Here is a 17325-nt window from a genome sequence, read left to right as displayed (position 1 = left end):
GGATGTCTGTACCTGAGCGCCAGAGCAAGAACCAGCGACGAGAGCACGCACGGGAGCAGGCTCGCCTGCTCCGCGAGAAGGAGAAGGCGCGTCAGCGCCGCAACCGCTTCTTCCTGCAGGGCGGCATCGGCCTGGCGGTGATCGCGATCATCGCGATCGTCGCCGTCGTGATCGTGAACTCGAATCGCCCGCTCGTGACGACCGCGTCCGGTCCCGCGAACATGCTCAGCGATGGCATCCTGCTCACAGGCAGCGCCGGGGCGACGACCGCCGTGACCACGGCCGCGATCAAGCCCAAGGCACAGCCGGTCGCGACCGACGCATCGAAGTACAGCAAGACGGCCAACATCGTCGAGTACATCGACTACCAGTGCCCCTACTGCAACGAGTTCGAGACCACCAACCAGGACCAGATCGCGCAGATGGTCGCGAACGGCACCGCGACGCTCGAGATCCACCCCATCGCGATCCTCGACCAGAGCTCGCAGGGCACGCGCTACTCCTCGCGCGCGGCGAACGCCGCCGCCTGCGTGGCCGCGCTCGACCCGAACGCCTTCCTCGCGGTCAACAAGGCGCTGTTCGCCAATCAACCGGCGGAGGGCACGACGGGCCTCAGCAATCAGAAGATCATCTCGATCATCAACGGCGCGGGGGCGACGGGCGACGCGCTCTCCACCTGCATCAACGACGAGACCTACAAGTCATGGGTGACCGCGGCGACGGCGCGCGCCCTCGCGGGTCCGCTGCCCAACTCCTCGGTCGCCAAGGTGAGCGGAACCCCCACCGTGATCGTCAGCGGCAAGCAATACCCCGGCTCGCTCACGGATGCGGCGACCTTCGCGGCCTTCGTCGCCGCGCAGACACCGAAGAGCTAGCTCCCGGCGCTCCGGGGCGACAGGACGAGCTCGCCCCAGCTCCGAGATGCGGCGCCGAACGCCGCGCTGTGATCTCGCAGCGCGGCGCGCGCGGTCGTCACCATGTCGTGCCGTCTCGACGAATCATCGATCAGGGAGACGATGAGCCGACGGGCGTCGTCGATATCGGTCGACAGACCGAGCGGTGGGGTGGCGAGAGCGGTATCGGCGCCGCCGAGCTGGACAACGGGGAGCCCCGCTGCCGTGGCCGCAAAGAAGTCCACCGGTGTCGACGCCGCGCTCAGGATCGCGGCTGACCAGCGCCTGCGGCGCGACCAGAGGGCGGTCTCCGGCGCGTCATCCTGCACCATCCGATCGAGGATGATCCGCTCTCCGTCGCCGCTGCGGAGCCCATCGAAGACCCGCGCGAGGTACTGGTCCTCGGTGGGGTCGACCGAGGATCCGAGGAGGACGACCCGCGCGCCGCGTCGCTTGCCCGCTCGCTCGCGGCGCGAGGTTGAGGGGAACCGGGCCCACTCGCGGGGATCGATGTCGTCGCCGATGACGACCGCGTCGATTCCCGCAGTCGCGAGCGTGGACGCCTGCTCCGATCCCGAGCTGACCACGACACACCGACGCGCGAGCGACACCGACGCCGTCGACTCGGCCCACCGCGTCTCCGCACCGGCGTCCAGAATGACGGGGATGCCCCGCTCTGCCGCTCGGTCCAGCACAGCGGACAGAATCTCCGTCGTGAGCGCAGCCGGCGGGACGACGATCGAGCGGTAGTCGGTTTTGTCCAACCCGTCCGCGAAGTCCCATCCGCTCACCCGGCGGAAGTGGACCCCCGTGAGTTGCGGGCTGTGCAGACGACGCTGAAGCCGACTCGGGAGCGGCTCGCTCGCGACGAGATAGCCCACGACGGGCTTCGGGATGCGCTCCCGCGTCGAGTCGTAGAGCTGGGAGTAGTCCTCCGCCATCGCGACGATGGAACGCACCGCGTGTCGCGGCACCTCGATCGAGACGCCCTCGCCCTCACGCTGCGCATCGGCCATGGCGAGCAGGAATTCGGCCGCCGCACCCGGGTCGTCGACCGGGAACAGCCGCCCACCGCCGAACTCGGTGATCCGATCGGCGACGGCTCCCAGGTCGGTGGCGACCACGGGCACGCCGAGCCGCCACGCCTCGCTGAGGGTGTGCGAATAGGTCTCCGGCCACACCGAGAAGAGCCCGATGAAGTCTGGATCGATCTCCGCAAGAACATCTCGCAGTTCGGATCGCTCGTAACGCCCGTGATCCACCGCGGCGTCGGCCAGGAAGTGCGAATTGTTGCCGAGCACGTGGAATTCGACTCGCCCACCCGTGAGTTCGACGATCTCTCGGAGGTACTCGGTGCCCTTGGGATACGACCACATCGCCGGACAGGCGACGCGCAGGGGCCCCGGTCGCCGCGCGCCCTCGGCTCGGAGTCGGCTCCAGCCCGCGCCCCAGTCCCGGCCGTGCTCCACCGTGATGAGCCGGTCCGCGTGCCGGGGATAGTTGGCCGCGTAGATCGACGCGGCACTTCGTGTCGTCGCGATCACGTGCGCCGCGCTCTCGAGCACGCTGCTCGACCGCCGCTTCCACTCCTCGATCCACTGGTGTTTGAGGGTGGGCGCACCCTTGAGGAAGTGCATGGGCAGGTCGCACACGCCCTCCCCTGGCGTGCACACTCCGCCGCAGTAGGTGCCGTGGTTGTCGAGCAGGTGAATGGTGGGGCAGATGTAGTAGAAATCGTGCGTCGAGAGAATCATGGGGATGCCCAGGAGGCGGCAGACCTCCGGGATGGTCGTGAGGGGCTGGCGCACGAGGTGGCGCACGTGCACCAGCTCGATCGATTCGTCGACCAGGAATTGGGCGACCACTGCGGCGTAGTCGGACCGCCAGGCGTCGGTCAGCAGGAATCGCCGCTCGGGGCGCCAGTCACTCAGGGCCCGATAGCGACCCGACTCCACCGCATAGAAGGCGACGACCTCCTCGTGCACGAGGAGGACGAACGCGTCCTGCACACCCTCGAGCGCCTGCATCAGATCGTTGTTCGTCTCCGGTGTTCCGCCCGCGCTCGAGTGGACGACGTAGAGACTGCGCGGCACGACCCGCGCGCCCGCGACCTCGTCACGCAGCACGACGCTCTGCGAACGGATGTGCTGGAACTCATCGGACTGCACCCACTCGGAGGCGAGAGCCTGGAAGGACGGGTGGAGCTCGTCGAGCACTCCGCGCGCCACATCGATGAGTCGAGCACGGTCCGCGCCGAACGAGGCGCCCTGCTCGTGCCGAACGAACACCCGTGGAGTCACAAGGTTGACGAAACCCGCTTCGACCGCGCGCATCCCCCAGTCGTTCTCTTCCCCGTACCCACGCGGGAAGGAGAATTCGTCGAAGTCGCCCAACGCGTCGAGCGCCTCGCGGCGGAGGAACATGCAGAATCCATGCGGCGTCGGGGCCTCCAGCGAGAAGACATCCGCTCGCTGGCCCATGAATCGCGCGATGTCCGTCCAGGGCACGTGCTCCGGCCAGTCATTGGGCCGCGAGCGCTCGGGGAGCGAGAGCGCCCCGGCGCTGTTCGAGAACCCGGAGACGGCCGAGACGCCGTTGAGCGAGTACGCGGTCCACCGCAGTCGCTGCAGCCAGAGCGGCCCGACGACCGTGTCGCTGTTCAACAGGACGAGATCGTCGCGGCCGCTGATCTGGATCGCACGATTGACCGTGCGCGTGTATCCCAGATTCTCCGGATTTCGGAGCAGCTCGATCACGCCCTCCCCGGCCAGACGATCGAGCATCGCGCGGGTCGCCGGATCGGTGCTGGCATCGTCGAGTGCGACGATCCGAGCGTCGCGGCTGTGATTCACGACCGACAGCAGGCATCGCTCGACCACGTCGCCGCCATTGAACACCGGGACCACGACGGTCACGCCCGGCGCGTCCCGCAGCCGATCGATCAGCTCTGCGGCGTCGACCTCAGAGCGACTGGCGAACCGGAGTTGAAGGAACCCTGTGCCAGCGCTACGCACGCGGTCCCTTGCGGAGAGCCCTTCGCATGCCGCCCTTGAGCGTCTGATAGGGCTTCTCGATCGGCGTGAGGATGGAGACGACGATCCGCACGGCCTTGCGCTGGGACAGCTTGCGCAGTTGCTCCAACTCCTGCGAGCTCGCGGGAGAACCCAGCATGGTCGTCATCGCGGCGCTCACCGGCGCGGGCGGAAGCGCGGGGCGGGCGGGCGTTGGCTTGGGTGCGCCGGCCTTGGGGGCGGATTTGAGTGCCTTCACGAGCCGGGTGATCTCCTCAGACCGCTCCTTCGCGATCATCCGATACTCCTCGGCGAGCGCCTGGCTCTTGCGAAGTTCATCCCGAAGCGTCTCGACCTCTGCCGCCAACTCTGCCGACTTGATAGATGCCACGATTCACCCATGCCCTTCAGTGCTCTGCCCCCACCGGGTGATGCGCGGGTCGGGAGTGACTCCGGCAGCGGGATCGCAGGTGAAACCAGTATGCCAGCGGGAGCGCCCCCTCCCGCGGACGCGGGGGCGTCGCGCTAGAATTCAGTCTTCTGCCGCTGCACGGCGAACTGCCAGCCCGGCGCGCGCCCGCGGGATAAACTCGACGAGGCTCTATTGCGGCACTCCCGTCTTGCCCCGCCCGATCCATAGTGAGCTTGGAGAACCACGACCGTGACCTATCTACAAGAGCTGTTCGCGTCGCGAGAGCTCCTGAGCAATCTCGTGATGCGGGAGGTGAAGGGCAAGTACCGACGAACGTTTTTCGGTCAGGTGTGGTCGTTGATCAACCCGCTGGCGACCATGTTGATCTACACGATCGTCTTCTCGTTGATCTTCAAGGCACGCATCGAGGTCGGGCACCCGAGCGGCCTCAACATCTATCCGGTGTGGCTCATGTGCGGTCTGCTGCCCTGGCTCTTCTTCACTCGCGTCGTCAATCACGGCCTGTCGTCGATCACCTCGAACGCGAGTTTGGTCAAGAAGGTCTACTTCCCGCGGATGAACCTGCCCTTCGCGGTCACCGGTTCGACCGGCTACACCTGGCTCATCGAGATGGGGCTCTTGTCGTTCATCATCCTGCTGTGCGGCGGCATGGTCCTTCCGTGGCTGCCGCTCATTCTGGTGTTCATGGTGCTCCTGGCCCTCTTCGCCACCGGTATCGCAATGGCGCTCGCCATCTTCACCGTGCACTTCCGCGACACGAGCCACTTCATGAGCATCGCGCTCCAGATGTGGATGTATCTCACCCCGATCGTGTATCCGCTGTCGCTCGTGAAGGACGCCGCCGTCACCCACGGTCAGTGGATCTACAACCTCTTCCGGCTCAACCCGATGGAGCACTTCGTCAACGTGTTCCGGTACCTGATGTACGACAACACCTGGCCCGACATCTACGACGTCTTGTGGTGCATCGGCTGGGCCGTTCTCTCCTTCGTCCTGGGTTTCATCATCTTCCGCCGCGGTGAGAAGAGATTGGTAGTTCTTCTGTGAGTAACGAGCCAGCGGTCGTCGTCGACGATGTCGCTCTCAAATTCCGTCTGTACAGCGAGCGGAACGACTCGCTCAAGGCCGCCTTCATGCGACGCCGAAAGGCGAGATACGAAGACTTCTGGGCTCTGAACGGAATCTCCTTCGAGGTTCCGACGGGGTCGACCTTCGGGCTGGTCGGTCGCAATGGAAGCGGCAAATCGACGCTGCTCAAGGTCCTCTCGCGCATCCTGTACCCCGACCGCGGCAGCATCACGGCGCGCGGCACCGTCGCATCCCTGCTCGAGGTGGGGTCCGGCTTCCACCCGGAGTTGACGGGGCGCGAGAACATCTACCTCAACGGGTCGATCCTCGGCATGTCGAAGAAAGAAGTCACCCGCCGCTTCGACGAGATCGTCGACTTCTCGGGCGTGCGCAAATTCATCGATCAGCCCGTGAAGAACTACTCCTCAGGCATGTACGTGCGTCTCGGATTCTCTGTCGCGATCAACGTCGACCCGGACGTTCTCATCGTCGACGAGGTGCTCGCGGTCGGTGACGCGGCCTTCAAAGCCAAGTGCGCGAACAAGTTCCAGGAATTGAAGAATCAGGGCAAGACCATCGTTCTGGTCACGCACTCGATGGGAACGCTCGAGGAGATGTGCGATCAGGCCGCGTGGATCGACCAAGGCAAGCTCGTGACGATCGGCGACGCGGCGACGGTCATCAGTGATTACGAAGCGGCCATCGCGAGCGAGGCCTGAGCTCAGCCTCCCAGCAACTGCCGGAGCCACACGGTCATGCCGATTCCGGAGGAGAAGGTGCGCTCGCGCACGAGGTAATCGGCCGACTGCTCCAGATGCTCGCGCGCGGTCACGGGATTGTCGACGAGCTCACGAATCGCGGTGCGCCATGCCTCGACGGAGTTCTCGGTGAGCACCGCTCCGTACTGGTCGAGACCCCGATAGGGGCCCACATCAGACGCAATCGTGGGCAATCCGATGGCGGTGTACTCGAGGAATTTGAGGTCGCTCTTGGCGCCATTGAACTCCTCCTCGACGAGCGGCGCGACACCGAGAGTCCAACGCCCGCCGTTCGCACGAAGCCAATCGACGAAGTTCGGGTACTGGGTACTGCCGGCCGGAATGGCGACACGATTCATCCCCTCGACCGTGTCCGTCGTCACTCCGACGAGGTCGAGAACGATCTTTCGGCCGTCTGACGCCTTCAGCCGTTGGAAGACCGGCTCGAGAAGTTTGAGATCGTCGGTGTGGGTCACCGAGCCCATGTACAAGACATGAATCGCCTTGGTCTTGGGCGGTTCGACGGCGCTCACGGGCCGCGAATCCGTCCATAGCGCGTCATCGAGTTCGTTGGGAACGATGACGATCTTGCTCTGGAACTCGGAGAGACGACGGGCGAGTTCCGGCGTGCTCACACTCAGCCCGGAGGCGCTCCTGAGCAGGCGCGTCAAGGCGGCGAGCGCAGCCTCCTCGTACCCCATCTTCACGAGGCGGCGCACGGAGGACTCGGAGATGAGGTCGTCGTCCATCTCGACGAAGTACGGCAGGCCGCGCGCCGCGGTCACCGCGATGAATTCGTCGACGAGCGTGGCGTCCATGGCATCACGTTGAATCACGATCGAGGTGTACTCGGTGGAATCCCGGCCACTCACGAAGTCGGAGGTGTTGATCGCCTTGAAGTGCACGCTGGACGCCTCGGCGCTCAGCACTCGACGGATCATCCGCACGTGCGTCGAGCCCGTGTGTCGACCGCCCGCTCCCTTCACCACGTAGCCGATGACGGGCTTGGTGATCGGTTCGCGAACCCGTTCGAATAGGAGCGCGTAGTCCTCCGCCATCGTGAGGCGTGACTTGATGGAGTGGCGGGGAACGTCGATGTGATCGAGCGGTCCTTCAGTGAGCTTGGCCGCCTCGTCGAGAAGATACGCGGCCACCGACTCCGGGTTCTCCACGTCGAAGAGGATCCCGCCGCCGAAGTCGCGCACACGGTCGGCGACGGCGCCGAGGTCGGTCGCGAGCACCGGGATTCCGAGCGCCCACGCCTCGGTGAGCGTGTGGGAGTAGGTCTCGGGCCAGATCGAGAACAGGCCCATGAAGTCGGGATCGATCGTGTCCATCACGTCGCGGAAGCTTTCGCGATGATAGGTGCCGTGGTCGACCGCCGCCTCACCGAGGAAGTCGGATCCCTGGCCGAGGATGTGCCACTCGACCTGTCCCTGTGTGGCGGCGACGATTCGGGCGATGTACTCGGTGCCCTTGTGCAGCGCCCAGTTCGCCGCGCACGCCACTCGAACGGGGCCGGGTCGCCGCTCGCGGCCCTTCCTGAGGGTCGACCAGTTGCCGGCCAGATCGCGTCCGTGCTCGATCAAGGTCATCTTGTCGGCATATCGCGGATAGTTCGCGTTGTAGATGGAGGCCGCGCTGCGAGTAGTCGCGATGACGCGGGTGGCCGCATCGAGGACGGTCGACGACCGCCTGCGCCACTCGTTGATCCAGTCGTGTTTGAGCGTGGGTGCGCCGCGCACGAACTCCGTGGGGAGGGTGCACGGCCCCTCGCCGGGCGTGCACACCCCACCGCAGAAGTGCGCGTTCTGGTCGAGGAGATGCACGCTCGGACAGATGTAGTAGAAGTCGTGTGTGGAGAGGATCATCGGAACGCCGAGCATCCGGCACACTTCCGGAACCGTCGTGAGTGGCTGATCGATGAGGTGCCGCACGTGCACCACCTCGATCGCGTACTTCACGATGATCTCGGTGACGAGCGCTGCGTAATCGTCGCGCCAGGTGTCCGTGAGGATGAACGGCGACGCGGGCATCCAGCGCGCGATCTCGATCGCGTGCCCGTTGTCCCAGTGCACGAGTCGAATCATGTTGCGCCGCGCCATGAGCAGGAAGCTGTCTTGGAGATGCGCCAACCCGTTCATGAGATCGCGGTTGGTCTCCGGCGTGCCGCCGTTCGCGTCGTGGAGAACGTACAGAGTGCGCGGCCGCACGGGATCGGTACCGAGGATGCTCCGCATCCGGGCACTGTCGGCGCTCACCGTCGCGTACTGCTTCGAGGAGAACCACTGCCCCACGAACGGCGAGTACGAGGGGTGCAACTCGTCGACGATGGCGCGAGCGTTCGCGATCAGTTCGGTGCGGGAGTCGCCGAATGACGCGCCCTGCGCGTGCTGCACGAAGACGTGGGGAGCCCCGACGGTGGTGAATCCGGCCGAGATGGCCCGCATGCTCCACTCGTTCTCTTCGCCGTAGCCGCGCGGGAACGATTCCTCGTCGAACAGGCCGACGGCGTCCAAGGCGGCGCGACGGATGTACATGCAGAAGCCGTGCGCGGTGGGCGCCTCGAGCGCCCAGTTGCGCGACTCCTGCGCGATGAACCGTGCGACATTTGCCCACCCCAGGTGCTCGGGCCAATCGTTCTTGATTCCGCGCTCGGGCAGCGCGAAGCCGCCGGCATAGTCGGAGAACGCCGAAACGGCGGCGACGCCGTTCATCGAGTACGCGGTCCAGCGAAGACGTTCGACCCACAGCGGCCCGACGATGGCGTCACTGTTCACGAGTACGACGTCGGCGGCGGGATCGAGCTGCGTCGCCTTGTTCGCGGTCCGGGTGTAGCCGAGGTTCACCTCGTTGCGGATGACCTCGATCCGGCCCTCGCTCCGAATCCCGTCGAGCATCCCCAGCGTCCACTCGTCGGTCGAGTGGTCGTCGATGACGACGATCCGACGGCGGCCGCTGTGCCGCTCCAGCGCCCGCAGGCAGTCGAGAACGATCTCGCCCCCGTTGTGGACGGGGACGACGATCACGAGGTCTGGCGCGGTCTTCAGCTGATTGACGAGGGTGATCGGGTCGACGGACTCATGGCGTCGGAACCCCCGTCGGAGTTCCCCGGACCGCGGCTCACGCATCGATCGCCACGCAATGGTCACGGGCAGGGGCGTGGTGGAGAGTGCCGGAAAGTCGCATGGTGAACCTCATTATCGCAGGCGGGTCGACGGCGAAGCTGTGGAGCGAGCCGCCGACGCGGGCATCGCGCTCAGCGGGCGAGCGGAGGCGCGCTCGTCGAGCGGCGCACCCACCCCGCCACGCGCCCTCGCCAGTGGTCAAGACCGCGACCAGGTCCCCAGTGCCGCAGCTTCATCGCGTTCTTCTCGACGATGTGCCAACTGAGCCACGCGCATCCCCCGGTGATCGCAAGGCAGGCCAGCAACCACGGAACGAGCCCCCAGGAGTTCCAGCCCAGTGCGACCGTCGTCTGTTGAACGACGAATCCGTAGACGTACACGCCGTAGGAGTAGTCGTTCTTGGCATTGATCGTGCGAAAGACGCCGGGGAGAGCCGCGGAGGTCCACATGAGCGCGTAGGCGAAGGCGGGAATCCCGATGACCAGCCAGCCCCCGCCGAGCAGGGTCGCGATCACGGCGACCCAGGCGAGCACGCCGTACCGGCGCTCGAGGGTCAGTCGGTCGGAGTAGGCGTAGAGCGCGGAGCCGCAGGCGAAGGCGTACGCGAGCTTCACGAACTTGGCGTCCATGAAGGGGAGCAGGTTCGAACTGGACCCCGCCGGAAACGCACCCGACAGCAGAGCGAGTGCCAGAACGGCCGCGATCGCGACGATGGCGATGCGAAGTCGCTTGACCACTCCGAACACGCAGAGAACGGCGAGGAACAGGTAGCACCGCCACTCGTAGACGAGCGTCCACAGCGAGGCGTTCACCGAGTCGACGTGGCTGCGCCCCGCGAAGCCGGGCACACTCGGCGAGAACAGGTGACCGATCTCGGTCTGGCGCATCACCAGGTCGAGATTGTGCGTGATGTATGTGAAGGGGCCCTGCCCGGTCTGAGTGAAGTAGTCCCAGAACGGGAGGATGCCGCGCAGATGCCACACGAACGGCCCGACGACGAGCGCCGAGACGATGAGCACGGTCCAGAATCCTGGAAAGATTCGAAGCACCCGGTGCCACAGGAACTGCAGAATGTCGTTCTGATCGGCGCTCTTCGCGACGAGGTAGCCGCTGATCGTGAAGAAACCGACGACGGCGAGCCCGCCGAAGCTCTCCTGCACCCGTGTCGCGCGACCGATCGGGTCGTCTCCCCATCCCCCCACGATCCAGGCGTGCGAATAGATCACCAGCGCGGCCATGGTGAGCCGCAGGAAGCCGAAGGAATTCGTTCGACCCCGCAGTCCCTCCTTGAGGGTGAGCGGGGCGCCCGTGGTGGACGCGACTGTCGACGACGACACGGGGAGGCCGATCAGTCGAACCAGAGAGCGAGCTCGCGGGCGGCCGACTCGGGCGAGTCGCTGCCGTGCACGAGGTTCTGCTGCACCTTGAGGCCCCAGTCTCGGCCGAGGTCGCCGCGGATCGTGCCCGGCGCCGCGGTCGTCGGGTCGGTCGTGCCGGCCAGGGAGCGGAATCCCTCGATCACGCGATTGCCGGCGACCCGGATCGCGACGATGGGGCCGCTCTCCATGAACTCGACGAGCGGCTCGTAGAAGGGCTTGCCCTCGTGCTCGGCGTAGTGACGGCCGAGCAGCTCGCGGTCGGCCTCGACGAGCTTGATGTCGACGAGCTGGTAGCCCTTGGCCTCGATGCGGGCGAGGATCTCGCCGGTCAGGTTGCGGGCGACGCCGTCGGGCTTCACCAGGACGAGGGTCTCTTCAACGGTCATGATCCTGTGCTTTCGTTCGGTGTGGTCAGGGTTCGGTTGTATCGGTCGATGCGCACGCCGCGCACGATGCAGTAGACCCACATCGCGATGAAGACGACGGCGACGATGTAGAGGGCGGCCAGCACGACACCGGTGGCGAGGATGACCAGCTGCAGGATGCTCCCGAGCCAGATGCCCCACCGATAGCGTGTCACGCGCGTGGCCAGAACGAGAACCACGGCGAGCGCCGCGCCGCCGCCGAACGCCACCTCGGGTGGGACCGCATGGAGGCCGTAGACCGTCAGAGCGATGAAGAACACGAGGATCGCCTCGAGCGTGAGAACGATGGTCGCGAGGGACTCGGTGAGGCTGCGCTCCCGGCGCGGCCTGCGCCGGGTCGCGGCCACGGGGGCCTCGCTCACTGCTTCCACCCCTGGTCGGTCGCGATCGACATGGCCTCGCCCACGAGGGTGATCGACCCCGCGACGACCACGCCGCCCTTCTCCGTGCGGCCGGCGATGTCGCGGGCGGTCTCGAGCGCCCCCTCGAGGGAGGGCTCGACGATCACCCGGTCAGGGCCGAAGATGGGCACCGCGATCGCGGCGAGATCGTCGGCGTCCACCGCGCGATCGGAGGTCGACTGGGTGAGCACGATCTCGTCGACGACACCGTCGAGGGCGCGCAGGATCCCCTGAGCATCCTTGTCGGCGAGCACGCCGAGCACCGCGACGGTGTGGTCGAAGGTGAAGTACTGGCCGAGGGCCTGGGCGAGGGCGACCGCACCGTGCGGGTTGTGTGCGGCATCCACCAGGACGGTCGGCTCGGTGCCCACGACCTGGAGTCGCCCCGGTGAGGTGGCGGTGGCGAAGCCCTCGGCGAGCACGTCGGGGTTCAACGGCACCGTTCCGCCGCCGATGAACGACTCCACGGCGGCGACCGCGAGGGCCGCGTTCTGCGCCTGGTGGTCGCCGAAGAGCGGCAGGAAGAGCTCGGAATAGGTGCCCGCGAGTCCGGTGATGGTCACGACCTGGCCGCCCACGGCGACCGTGTCGCTCACGAGCGCGAAGGCGTCCCCCTCGACCGCGATCGTCGACTCAGTGAGCTCGGCCGCGCGGCTGAGCTCGGCGAGCGCCTCGGGCTGCTGCCGCGCGGTGACGATCGCCGCCGCGGGCTTGATGATGCCCGACTTGGTCTTCGCGATCTCGGCGACCGTTCGGCCGAGTCGCGCCGTGTGGTCGAGTGCGATCGGGGTGAAGACGGCGACCTGCCCGTCGGCCACGTTGGTCGAGTCCCACTCGCCCCCCATGCCGACCTCGAGCACGACGACGTCGACGGGGGCGTCGGCGAAGGCCGCGAAACCCAGCACCGTGAGGGCCTCGAAGTAGCTCAGCGGAGGGTCGCCCGCGGCGACCAGCTCGGCGTCGGTCAGCTCCAGGAACGGCGTGATGTCTCTCCAGTTGCTGACGAGGGCCGTGTTCGAGATCGGTTCGCCGTCGATGACGATGCGCTCGTTGACGCGCTCGAGGTGCGGGCTCGTGAGCATGCCGGTGCGCAGACCGTGGGCGCGGAGGATGCTCTCGATCAGTCGACTCGTCGAGGTCTTGCCGTTCGTCCCCGTGATGTGGATGATCGGGTACGCCCGCTGCGGATCCCCCAGCAGCTCGACCGCGCGCCGCGTGGCCGCCAGTCGCGGCTGCGGTGCCGCCTCCCCGACGCGCTCGAGCAGTTGCTCGTACACCTCGCGCGCGGCGCGCTCCTGCAGCGCGTCGTCGTAGTCGCCCGGCTCGCGGTCGTCGTCGGAGTTCTCGTTCTTAGACATCTATTGCTGCGCACTTCCACACATCGAGAACCAGGTCTCCCCGGTTCGAGTACTTGCCGGCCGCGAGCGTCGTGCGCTGCGACCCGGCCGCGGAGCCGAGAGCCGCCGCGGTCCCGGGGTCCGCGGTGTGCTCGATGGTGACCGTGGTCGCGAGGGTCTCGTCTGCAATCGTCTCACTGAACGCCCTGAGCGCGTCGATATCCGACGCGTCGGCGCCCCGCACGGCGAGCGTGATCCGGTCGCTCACGGCGAGCCCCGCCGCCTTGCGGGTGTCCTGGATGGCGCGGATCGCGTCGCGGGCGAGCCCCTCCGCCTCCAGCTCGGGCGTGAGCTCGGTGTCGAGCAGCACGAAGCCGCCGCCCGCGAGGAACGCGATCGCGGTCGACTCGTCGGCCGCACGGAGCTCAAGCTCGTACTCACCGGGCACGAGCGGCACCCCGCCCGCGACGACGTCGTCGCCGTCGAGCGCCCAGTCCCCCGCCTTGGCCGCCTGGATGACCGCCTGCACCTGCTTCCCGATCCGCGGTCCCGCAGCGCGGGCGTTCACGCTCAGCGTGCGGGTGATCCCGTAGCGCGCGAGGCTGCCCTCGTCGACGCCGGCGAGCTCCACGGCCTTGAGGTTGAGCTCTTCGCGCAGGATCCCGGTGAACGGCTCCAGCGCCGCAGGATCGTCGGTGACGACCGTGAGCGCGGCGAGCGGAAGACGTACCCGCAGACCCCGGGACTTGCGCAGCGCGAGCCCGGCCGAGGCGACCTCGCGCACACGGTCCATCGCGGCCACGAGGGCGTCGTCGGCGGGGAACTCGTCGGCCTCCGGCCAGTCAGTGAGGTGCACCGAGCGGCCGCCCGTGAGCCCCTGCCAGATCTCCTCGGCGACGAGCGGGATCAGCGGGGCGGCGACGCGGGTCACCGTCTCGAGCACCGTGTACAGGGTGTCGAAGGCGTCGCGGTCATCCCCCGACCAGAAGCGGTCGCGACTGCGCCGCACGTACCAGTTGGTGAGCACGTCGGCGAAGTCGCGCAGTCGACTCGTGGCGAGCGGGCTGTCGAGGGCCTCGAGATCGGCGGTCACCTCCTCGATGAGGCGACGCGTCTTGGCGAGCAGGTACCGGTCGAGCACGTTGCCCGAGTCGGTGCGTCGCTGGGCGCGGTAGTCGGCGGCGTTCGCGTACAGGGTGAAGAAGTAGTACGTGCTCCACACCGGCAGCAGGAACTGGCGTACCGATTCCCGGATGCCCTCCTCGGTGACGACGAGGTTGCCACCCCGGATCACCGACGACGACATGAGGAACCAGCGCATCGCATCCGCGCCGTCGCGGTCGAACACCTCGGAGACGTCTGGGTAGTTGCGCAGGCTCTTCGACATCTTCTGACCGTCGGAGCCGAGCACGATGCCGTGACTGATCACGGTCGAGAAGGCGATGCGGTCGAACAGCGCGGTGGAGAGCACGTGCATGACGTAGAACCAGCCGCGCGTCTGCCCGATGTACTCGACGATGAAGTCGGCCGGGTTGTGGCTGTCGAACCACTCGCGGTTCTCGAAGGGGTAGTGCACCTGGGCGAAGGGCATCGATCCCGAGTCGAACCAGACGTCGAACACGTCATCGATGCGCCGCATGGTCGACCGACCGCTCGGGTCGTCGGGGTTGGGACGAGTGAGTTCGTCGATGTAGGGCCGGTGCAGGTCATCCGGGCGCACCCCGAAGTCGGCGGCCAGTTCGTCGAGGGAGCCGTAGACGTCGATGCGCGGATACGCGGGGTCGTCGCTCTTCCAGACCGGGATGGGCGAACCCCAGTAGCGGTTGCGCGAGATCGACCAGTCGCGCGCGTTCGCGACCCACTTGCCGAACTGGCCGTCCTTGACGTTCTCGGGCACCCAGGTGATCTCCTGGTTGAGCTCGCCCATGCGATCGCGGATCTCGGGCACACGGATGAACCAGCTGGAGACGGCCTTGTAGATGAGCGGGTTCTTGCAGCGCCAGCAGTGCGGGTAGCTGTGGTCGTAGCTCGCGACGCGCAGGAGCCGGCCATCCGCCCGCAGTTTCTGGGTGAGAGGCTTGTTGGCCTCGAAGACCTGGAGTCCGGCGACGTCGGAGACGATGGGAAGGAAGCGCCCGCCGTCGTCGATCGAGATGATGACCGGGATGCCCGCCTTGGCCGTCACGATCTGGTCGTCCTCGCCGTAGGCCGGGGCCTGGTGCACGATGCCCGTGCCCTCGCCCGTCGCGACGTACTCGGCGACCAGGATCTGCCAGGCGTTCTGCAGCCCCCAGCGCTCCACCTCGGCGTAGTAGTCCCAGAGCCGGGCGTACTCGACCCCGTCGAGCTCCGCACCGCGGACCCGCCGGGAGATCGCGGCGACGGCCGCCTCCGCCGAGCCGTACCCCAGCTCCTTCGCGTAGCCGCCGACGGTGTCCGCGGCGAGCAGGTAATCCGCCGCGCCCTCGGCCGCGCCGTCACCGGCACCGAGCGGTCCGCTCGGGACGACCGCGTACTCGATCTCGGGGCCCACCGCGAGGGCGAAGTTGGTGGGCAGCGTCCACGGCGTGGTCGTCCACGCGAGCGCGCGCACCGCGGTGAGGCCGAGCGCCTCGGCCTTCGGCCCGTCGAGCGGGAAGGTGACGGTCACCGACTGGTCCTGGCGCGGTTTGTAGACGTCGTCGTCCATGCGGAGCTCGTGATTGGAGAGCGGCGTCTCGTCGTGCCAGCAGTACGGCAGCACGCGGAAACCCTCGTAGGCGAGACCCTTGTCGTACAGCTGCTTGAACGCCCAGATCACCGACTCCATGAAGGTGATGTCGAGGGTCTTGTAGTCGTTCTCGAAGTCCACCCAGCGCGCCATGCGGGTGACGTAGTTCTCCCACTCCTCGGTGTACTCGAGCACCGACTCGCGCGCCTTGCGGTTGAAGACGTCGATTCCCATGTCTTCGATCTCGTGCTTCTCGGTGATGCCCAGCTGGCGCATCGCCTCGAGTTCCGCCGGCAGGCCGTGGGTGTCCCAGCCGAAGCGGCGGTGCACCTGCTTGCCGCGCATCGTCTGGAACCGCGGGAAGAGATCCTTCGCGTAGCCGGTGAGGAGGTGGCCGTAATGCGGCAGACCGTTCGCGAACGGCGGACCGTCGTAGAACACCCACTCGGCGCACCCCTCGCGCTGGTCGATGGAGGCCTGGAAGGTCTTGTCGGCCTTCCAGAAGGCGAGGATGTCCTGCTCGATGCCCGGGAAGTTCGGCGACGCGGGCACGGTCGAGGCGCCGGAGGCGGAGCGGAGCGGGTAGGGCATATGGGTCTCCTGTGTCGTGCGGGTCATGACCTGCACGAGGACGACTCACGCCGCGGTACCACCTCGCTTGCGCCACCCCGCGCCCGGGGTGACACCGCTCATTGCCGGCTGTGACGGGCTCCCCGGTCGGTTCTACTGAGGCGACGGCCGAAGCCGGCGCCCGTTCTTCCGACGACTCCCCGGTGATGGCCGGATCGCTGTCGTTCCCTCCAGTTTACGCTGTCGTCATGCCCACGGTGTCACTGACGGTCGTTCTCGCGTTCTTCGCCAACCTTGCCGTCGCGGTCGCGAAGACGGTCGCCGCAGTCCTCACCGGCTCCGCCTCGATCACGGCGGAAGCCGCTCACTCCTGGGCCGACGCCGGCAACGAGGTGTTCCTGCTGATCGCGGACCGGCGCGGGGCCGCGAAACGGGATGCCGAGCATCCGCTCGGATACGGGCGCGAGACCTACTTCTGGTCGACGATCGCCGCGTTCGGTTTGTTCACGGCGGGCGCGGTCGTGTCGGTTTGGCACGGGATCCAGGAGCTGCTGGTGCCCGAGCGCTCGGGCCAGTTCTGGATCGCCTACCTCGTGCTGGGCATATCGACGATCTTCGAGGGGGTCTCGTTCACGCAGGCCCTGCGCGAGGCGCGCGGAGCGGCGAAAGAACGCGGCACCCCCACGCTGGAGCACGTGCTCCGCACCTCGAACCCGACCCTGCGCGCCGTGTTCGCGGAGGACTCCGCCGCGCTCGCCGGCCTCGCGATCGCCTTCCTCGGCGTCCTCCTGCACCAGCTCACCGGCAACGCCGCCTTCGACGCGATCGGGTCGATCCTCGTCGGCGTGCTCCTCGGCGTCGTCGCCGTCGTGCTGATCGAGCGCAATCGTCGCTTCCTGGTGGGCCAGGAGACGAGCCAGGGCCTCACGGATGCCGTGGTCGCCTCGCTGCTGGAGCACCCCGACATCGAGCGGGTCACCTACCTGCACCTCGAGTTCGTCGGGCCGTCGCGCTTGTTCCTCGTCGCGGCCGTCGATCTGACGGGCGACGACCCCGAGTCGCGGCTCGCCGTGCGGCTGCGGCGGGTGGAGCGGCAGATCGAGTCGCGCGAGGTCATCGAGGAGGCAGTGCTGACGCTCTCGATTCCCGAGGAACCCGCCCTCACGACGGATCGCGCACCGCTGCGATGAGATGTCTCTCACAATGCACCGC

General features: G+C 67.2%; 12 protein-coding genes. 4 read left to right on the top strand and 8 right to left on the bottom strand.

Translation table 11 applies throughout. The annotated features are described in order from the left end of the window. The first annotated feature begins 2 nt into the window (after positions 1-2). Entirely contained in the window at positions 3-875 is an 873-nt protein-coding gene (locus G3T37_RS10175; RefSeq protein ID WP_163473614.1) for a DsbA family protein, read from the top strand. Here the strand turns inward: G3T37_RS10175 and G3T37_RS10170 are convergent. Further along, positions 872-3808 carry a glycosyltransferase gene (locus tag G3T37_RS10170; RefSeq protein WP_163473612.1) on the bottom strand — a complete coding sequence of 979 codons (2937 nt, stop codon included), beginning with the start codon at positions 3806-3808 and terminating at the stop codon, positions 872-874. The two genes, G3T37_RS10175 and G3T37_RS10170, sit on opposite strands and share 4 nt — an antisense overlap. A 91-nt stretch (positions 3809-3899) precedes the next feature. Next, the gene (locus G3T37_RS10165) at positions 3900-4295 is read right to left on the bottom strand and encodes a hypothetical protein (RefSeq protein ID WP_163473611.1); all 396 of its coding nucleotides are present in this window, start codon (positions 4293-4295) and stop codon (positions 3900-3902) included. Between the two features lie 270 nt (positions 4296-4565). On the opposite strand from G3T37_RS10165, the gene G3T37_RS10160 reads away from it, so the two are divergent. Both G3T37_RS10160 and G3T37_RS10155 read left to right on the top strand, forming a co-directional pair. Continuing rightward, positions 4566-5384 (top strand): ABC transporter permease, encoded by an 819-nt coding sequence (locus tag G3T37_RS10160; protein ID WP_163473609.1) that lies wholly within the window; start codon positions 4566-4568, stop codon positions 5382-5384. After that, complete coding sequence (locus G3T37_RS10155; protein ID WP_163473607.1) at positions 5381-6124, top strand: ATP-binding cassette domain-containing protein; 744 nt, start codon at positions 5381-5383, stop codon at positions 6122-6124. Before G3T37_RS10160 ends, G3T37_RS10155 begins: the two co-directional genes overlap by 4 nt. Before the next feature lie 2 nt (positions 6125-6126). On the opposite strand, the gene G3T37_RS10150 is transcribed toward G3T37_RS10155, so the two are convergent. The 6 genes from G3T37_RS10150 to ileS form a co-directional block, all read right to left on the bottom strand. Beyond that, positions 6127-9294 (bottom strand): glycosyltransferase, encoded by a 3168-nt coding sequence (locus G3T37_RS10150; RefSeq protein WP_163473605.1) that lies wholly within the window; start codon positions 9292-9294, stop codon positions 6127-6129. Positions 9295-9422: 128 nt separating this feature from the next. Beyond that, positions 9423-10628, bottom strand: a complete 1206-nt coding sequence (locus G3T37_RS10145; protein WP_163473603.1) for an acyltransferase family protein — start codon at positions 10626-10628, stop codon at positions 9423-9425. Positions 10629-10639: 11 nt separating this feature from the next. After that, complete coding sequence (gene ndk / locus G3T37_RS10140; RefSeq protein ID WP_163473601.1) at positions 10640-11056, bottom strand: nucleoside-diphosphate kinase; 417 nt, start codon at positions 11054-11056, stop codon at positions 10640-10642. Then, the gene (locus G3T37_RS10135) at positions 11053-11457 is read right to left on the bottom strand and encodes a DUF4233 domain-containing protein (RefSeq protein ID WP_163473599.1); all 405 of its coding nucleotides are present in this window, start codon (positions 11455-11457) and stop codon (positions 11053-11055) included. Before G3T37_RS10135 ends, ndk begins: the two co-directional genes overlap by 4 nt. After that, complete coding sequence (locus tag G3T37_RS10130; RefSeq protein ID WP_163473597.1) at positions 11454-12854, bottom strand: bifunctional folylpolyglutamate synthase/dihydrofolate synthase; 1401 nt, start codon at positions 12852-12854, stop codon at positions 11454-11456. The genes G3T37_RS10135 and G3T37_RS10130 overlap by 4 nt, the downstream gene beginning before the upstream one ends. Then, the gene (gene ileS / locus G3T37_RS10125) at positions 12847-16134 is read right to left on the bottom strand and encodes an isoleucine--tRNA ligase (RefSeq protein WP_163473773.1); all 3288 of its coding nucleotides are present in this window, start codon (positions 16132-16134) and stop codon (positions 12847-12849) included. The genes G3T37_RS10130 and ileS overlap by 8 nt, the downstream gene beginning before the upstream one ends. Positions 16135-16361: 227 nt before the next feature. Between ileS and G3T37_RS10120 the strand changes: the two genes are divergently transcribed. Further along, positions 16362-17303, top strand: coding sequence for a cation diffusion facilitator family transporter (locus G3T37_RS10120; RefSeq protein ID WP_163473596.1), 942 nt, complete (start codon positions 16362-16364; stop codon positions 17301-17303). Positions 17304-17325: the final 22 nt, after the last annotated feature.

Source organism: Galbitalea soli (assembly GCF_010686725.1).
In the GTDB taxonomy this organism is placed as follows: domain Bacteria; phylum Actinomycetota; class Actinomycetes; order Actinomycetales; family Microbacteriaceae; genus Galbitalea; species Galbitalea soli.
The sequence above is the reverse complement of the archived record's forward strand: the minus strand, read 5'-3'. Positions and strand labels throughout refer to the sequence as shown.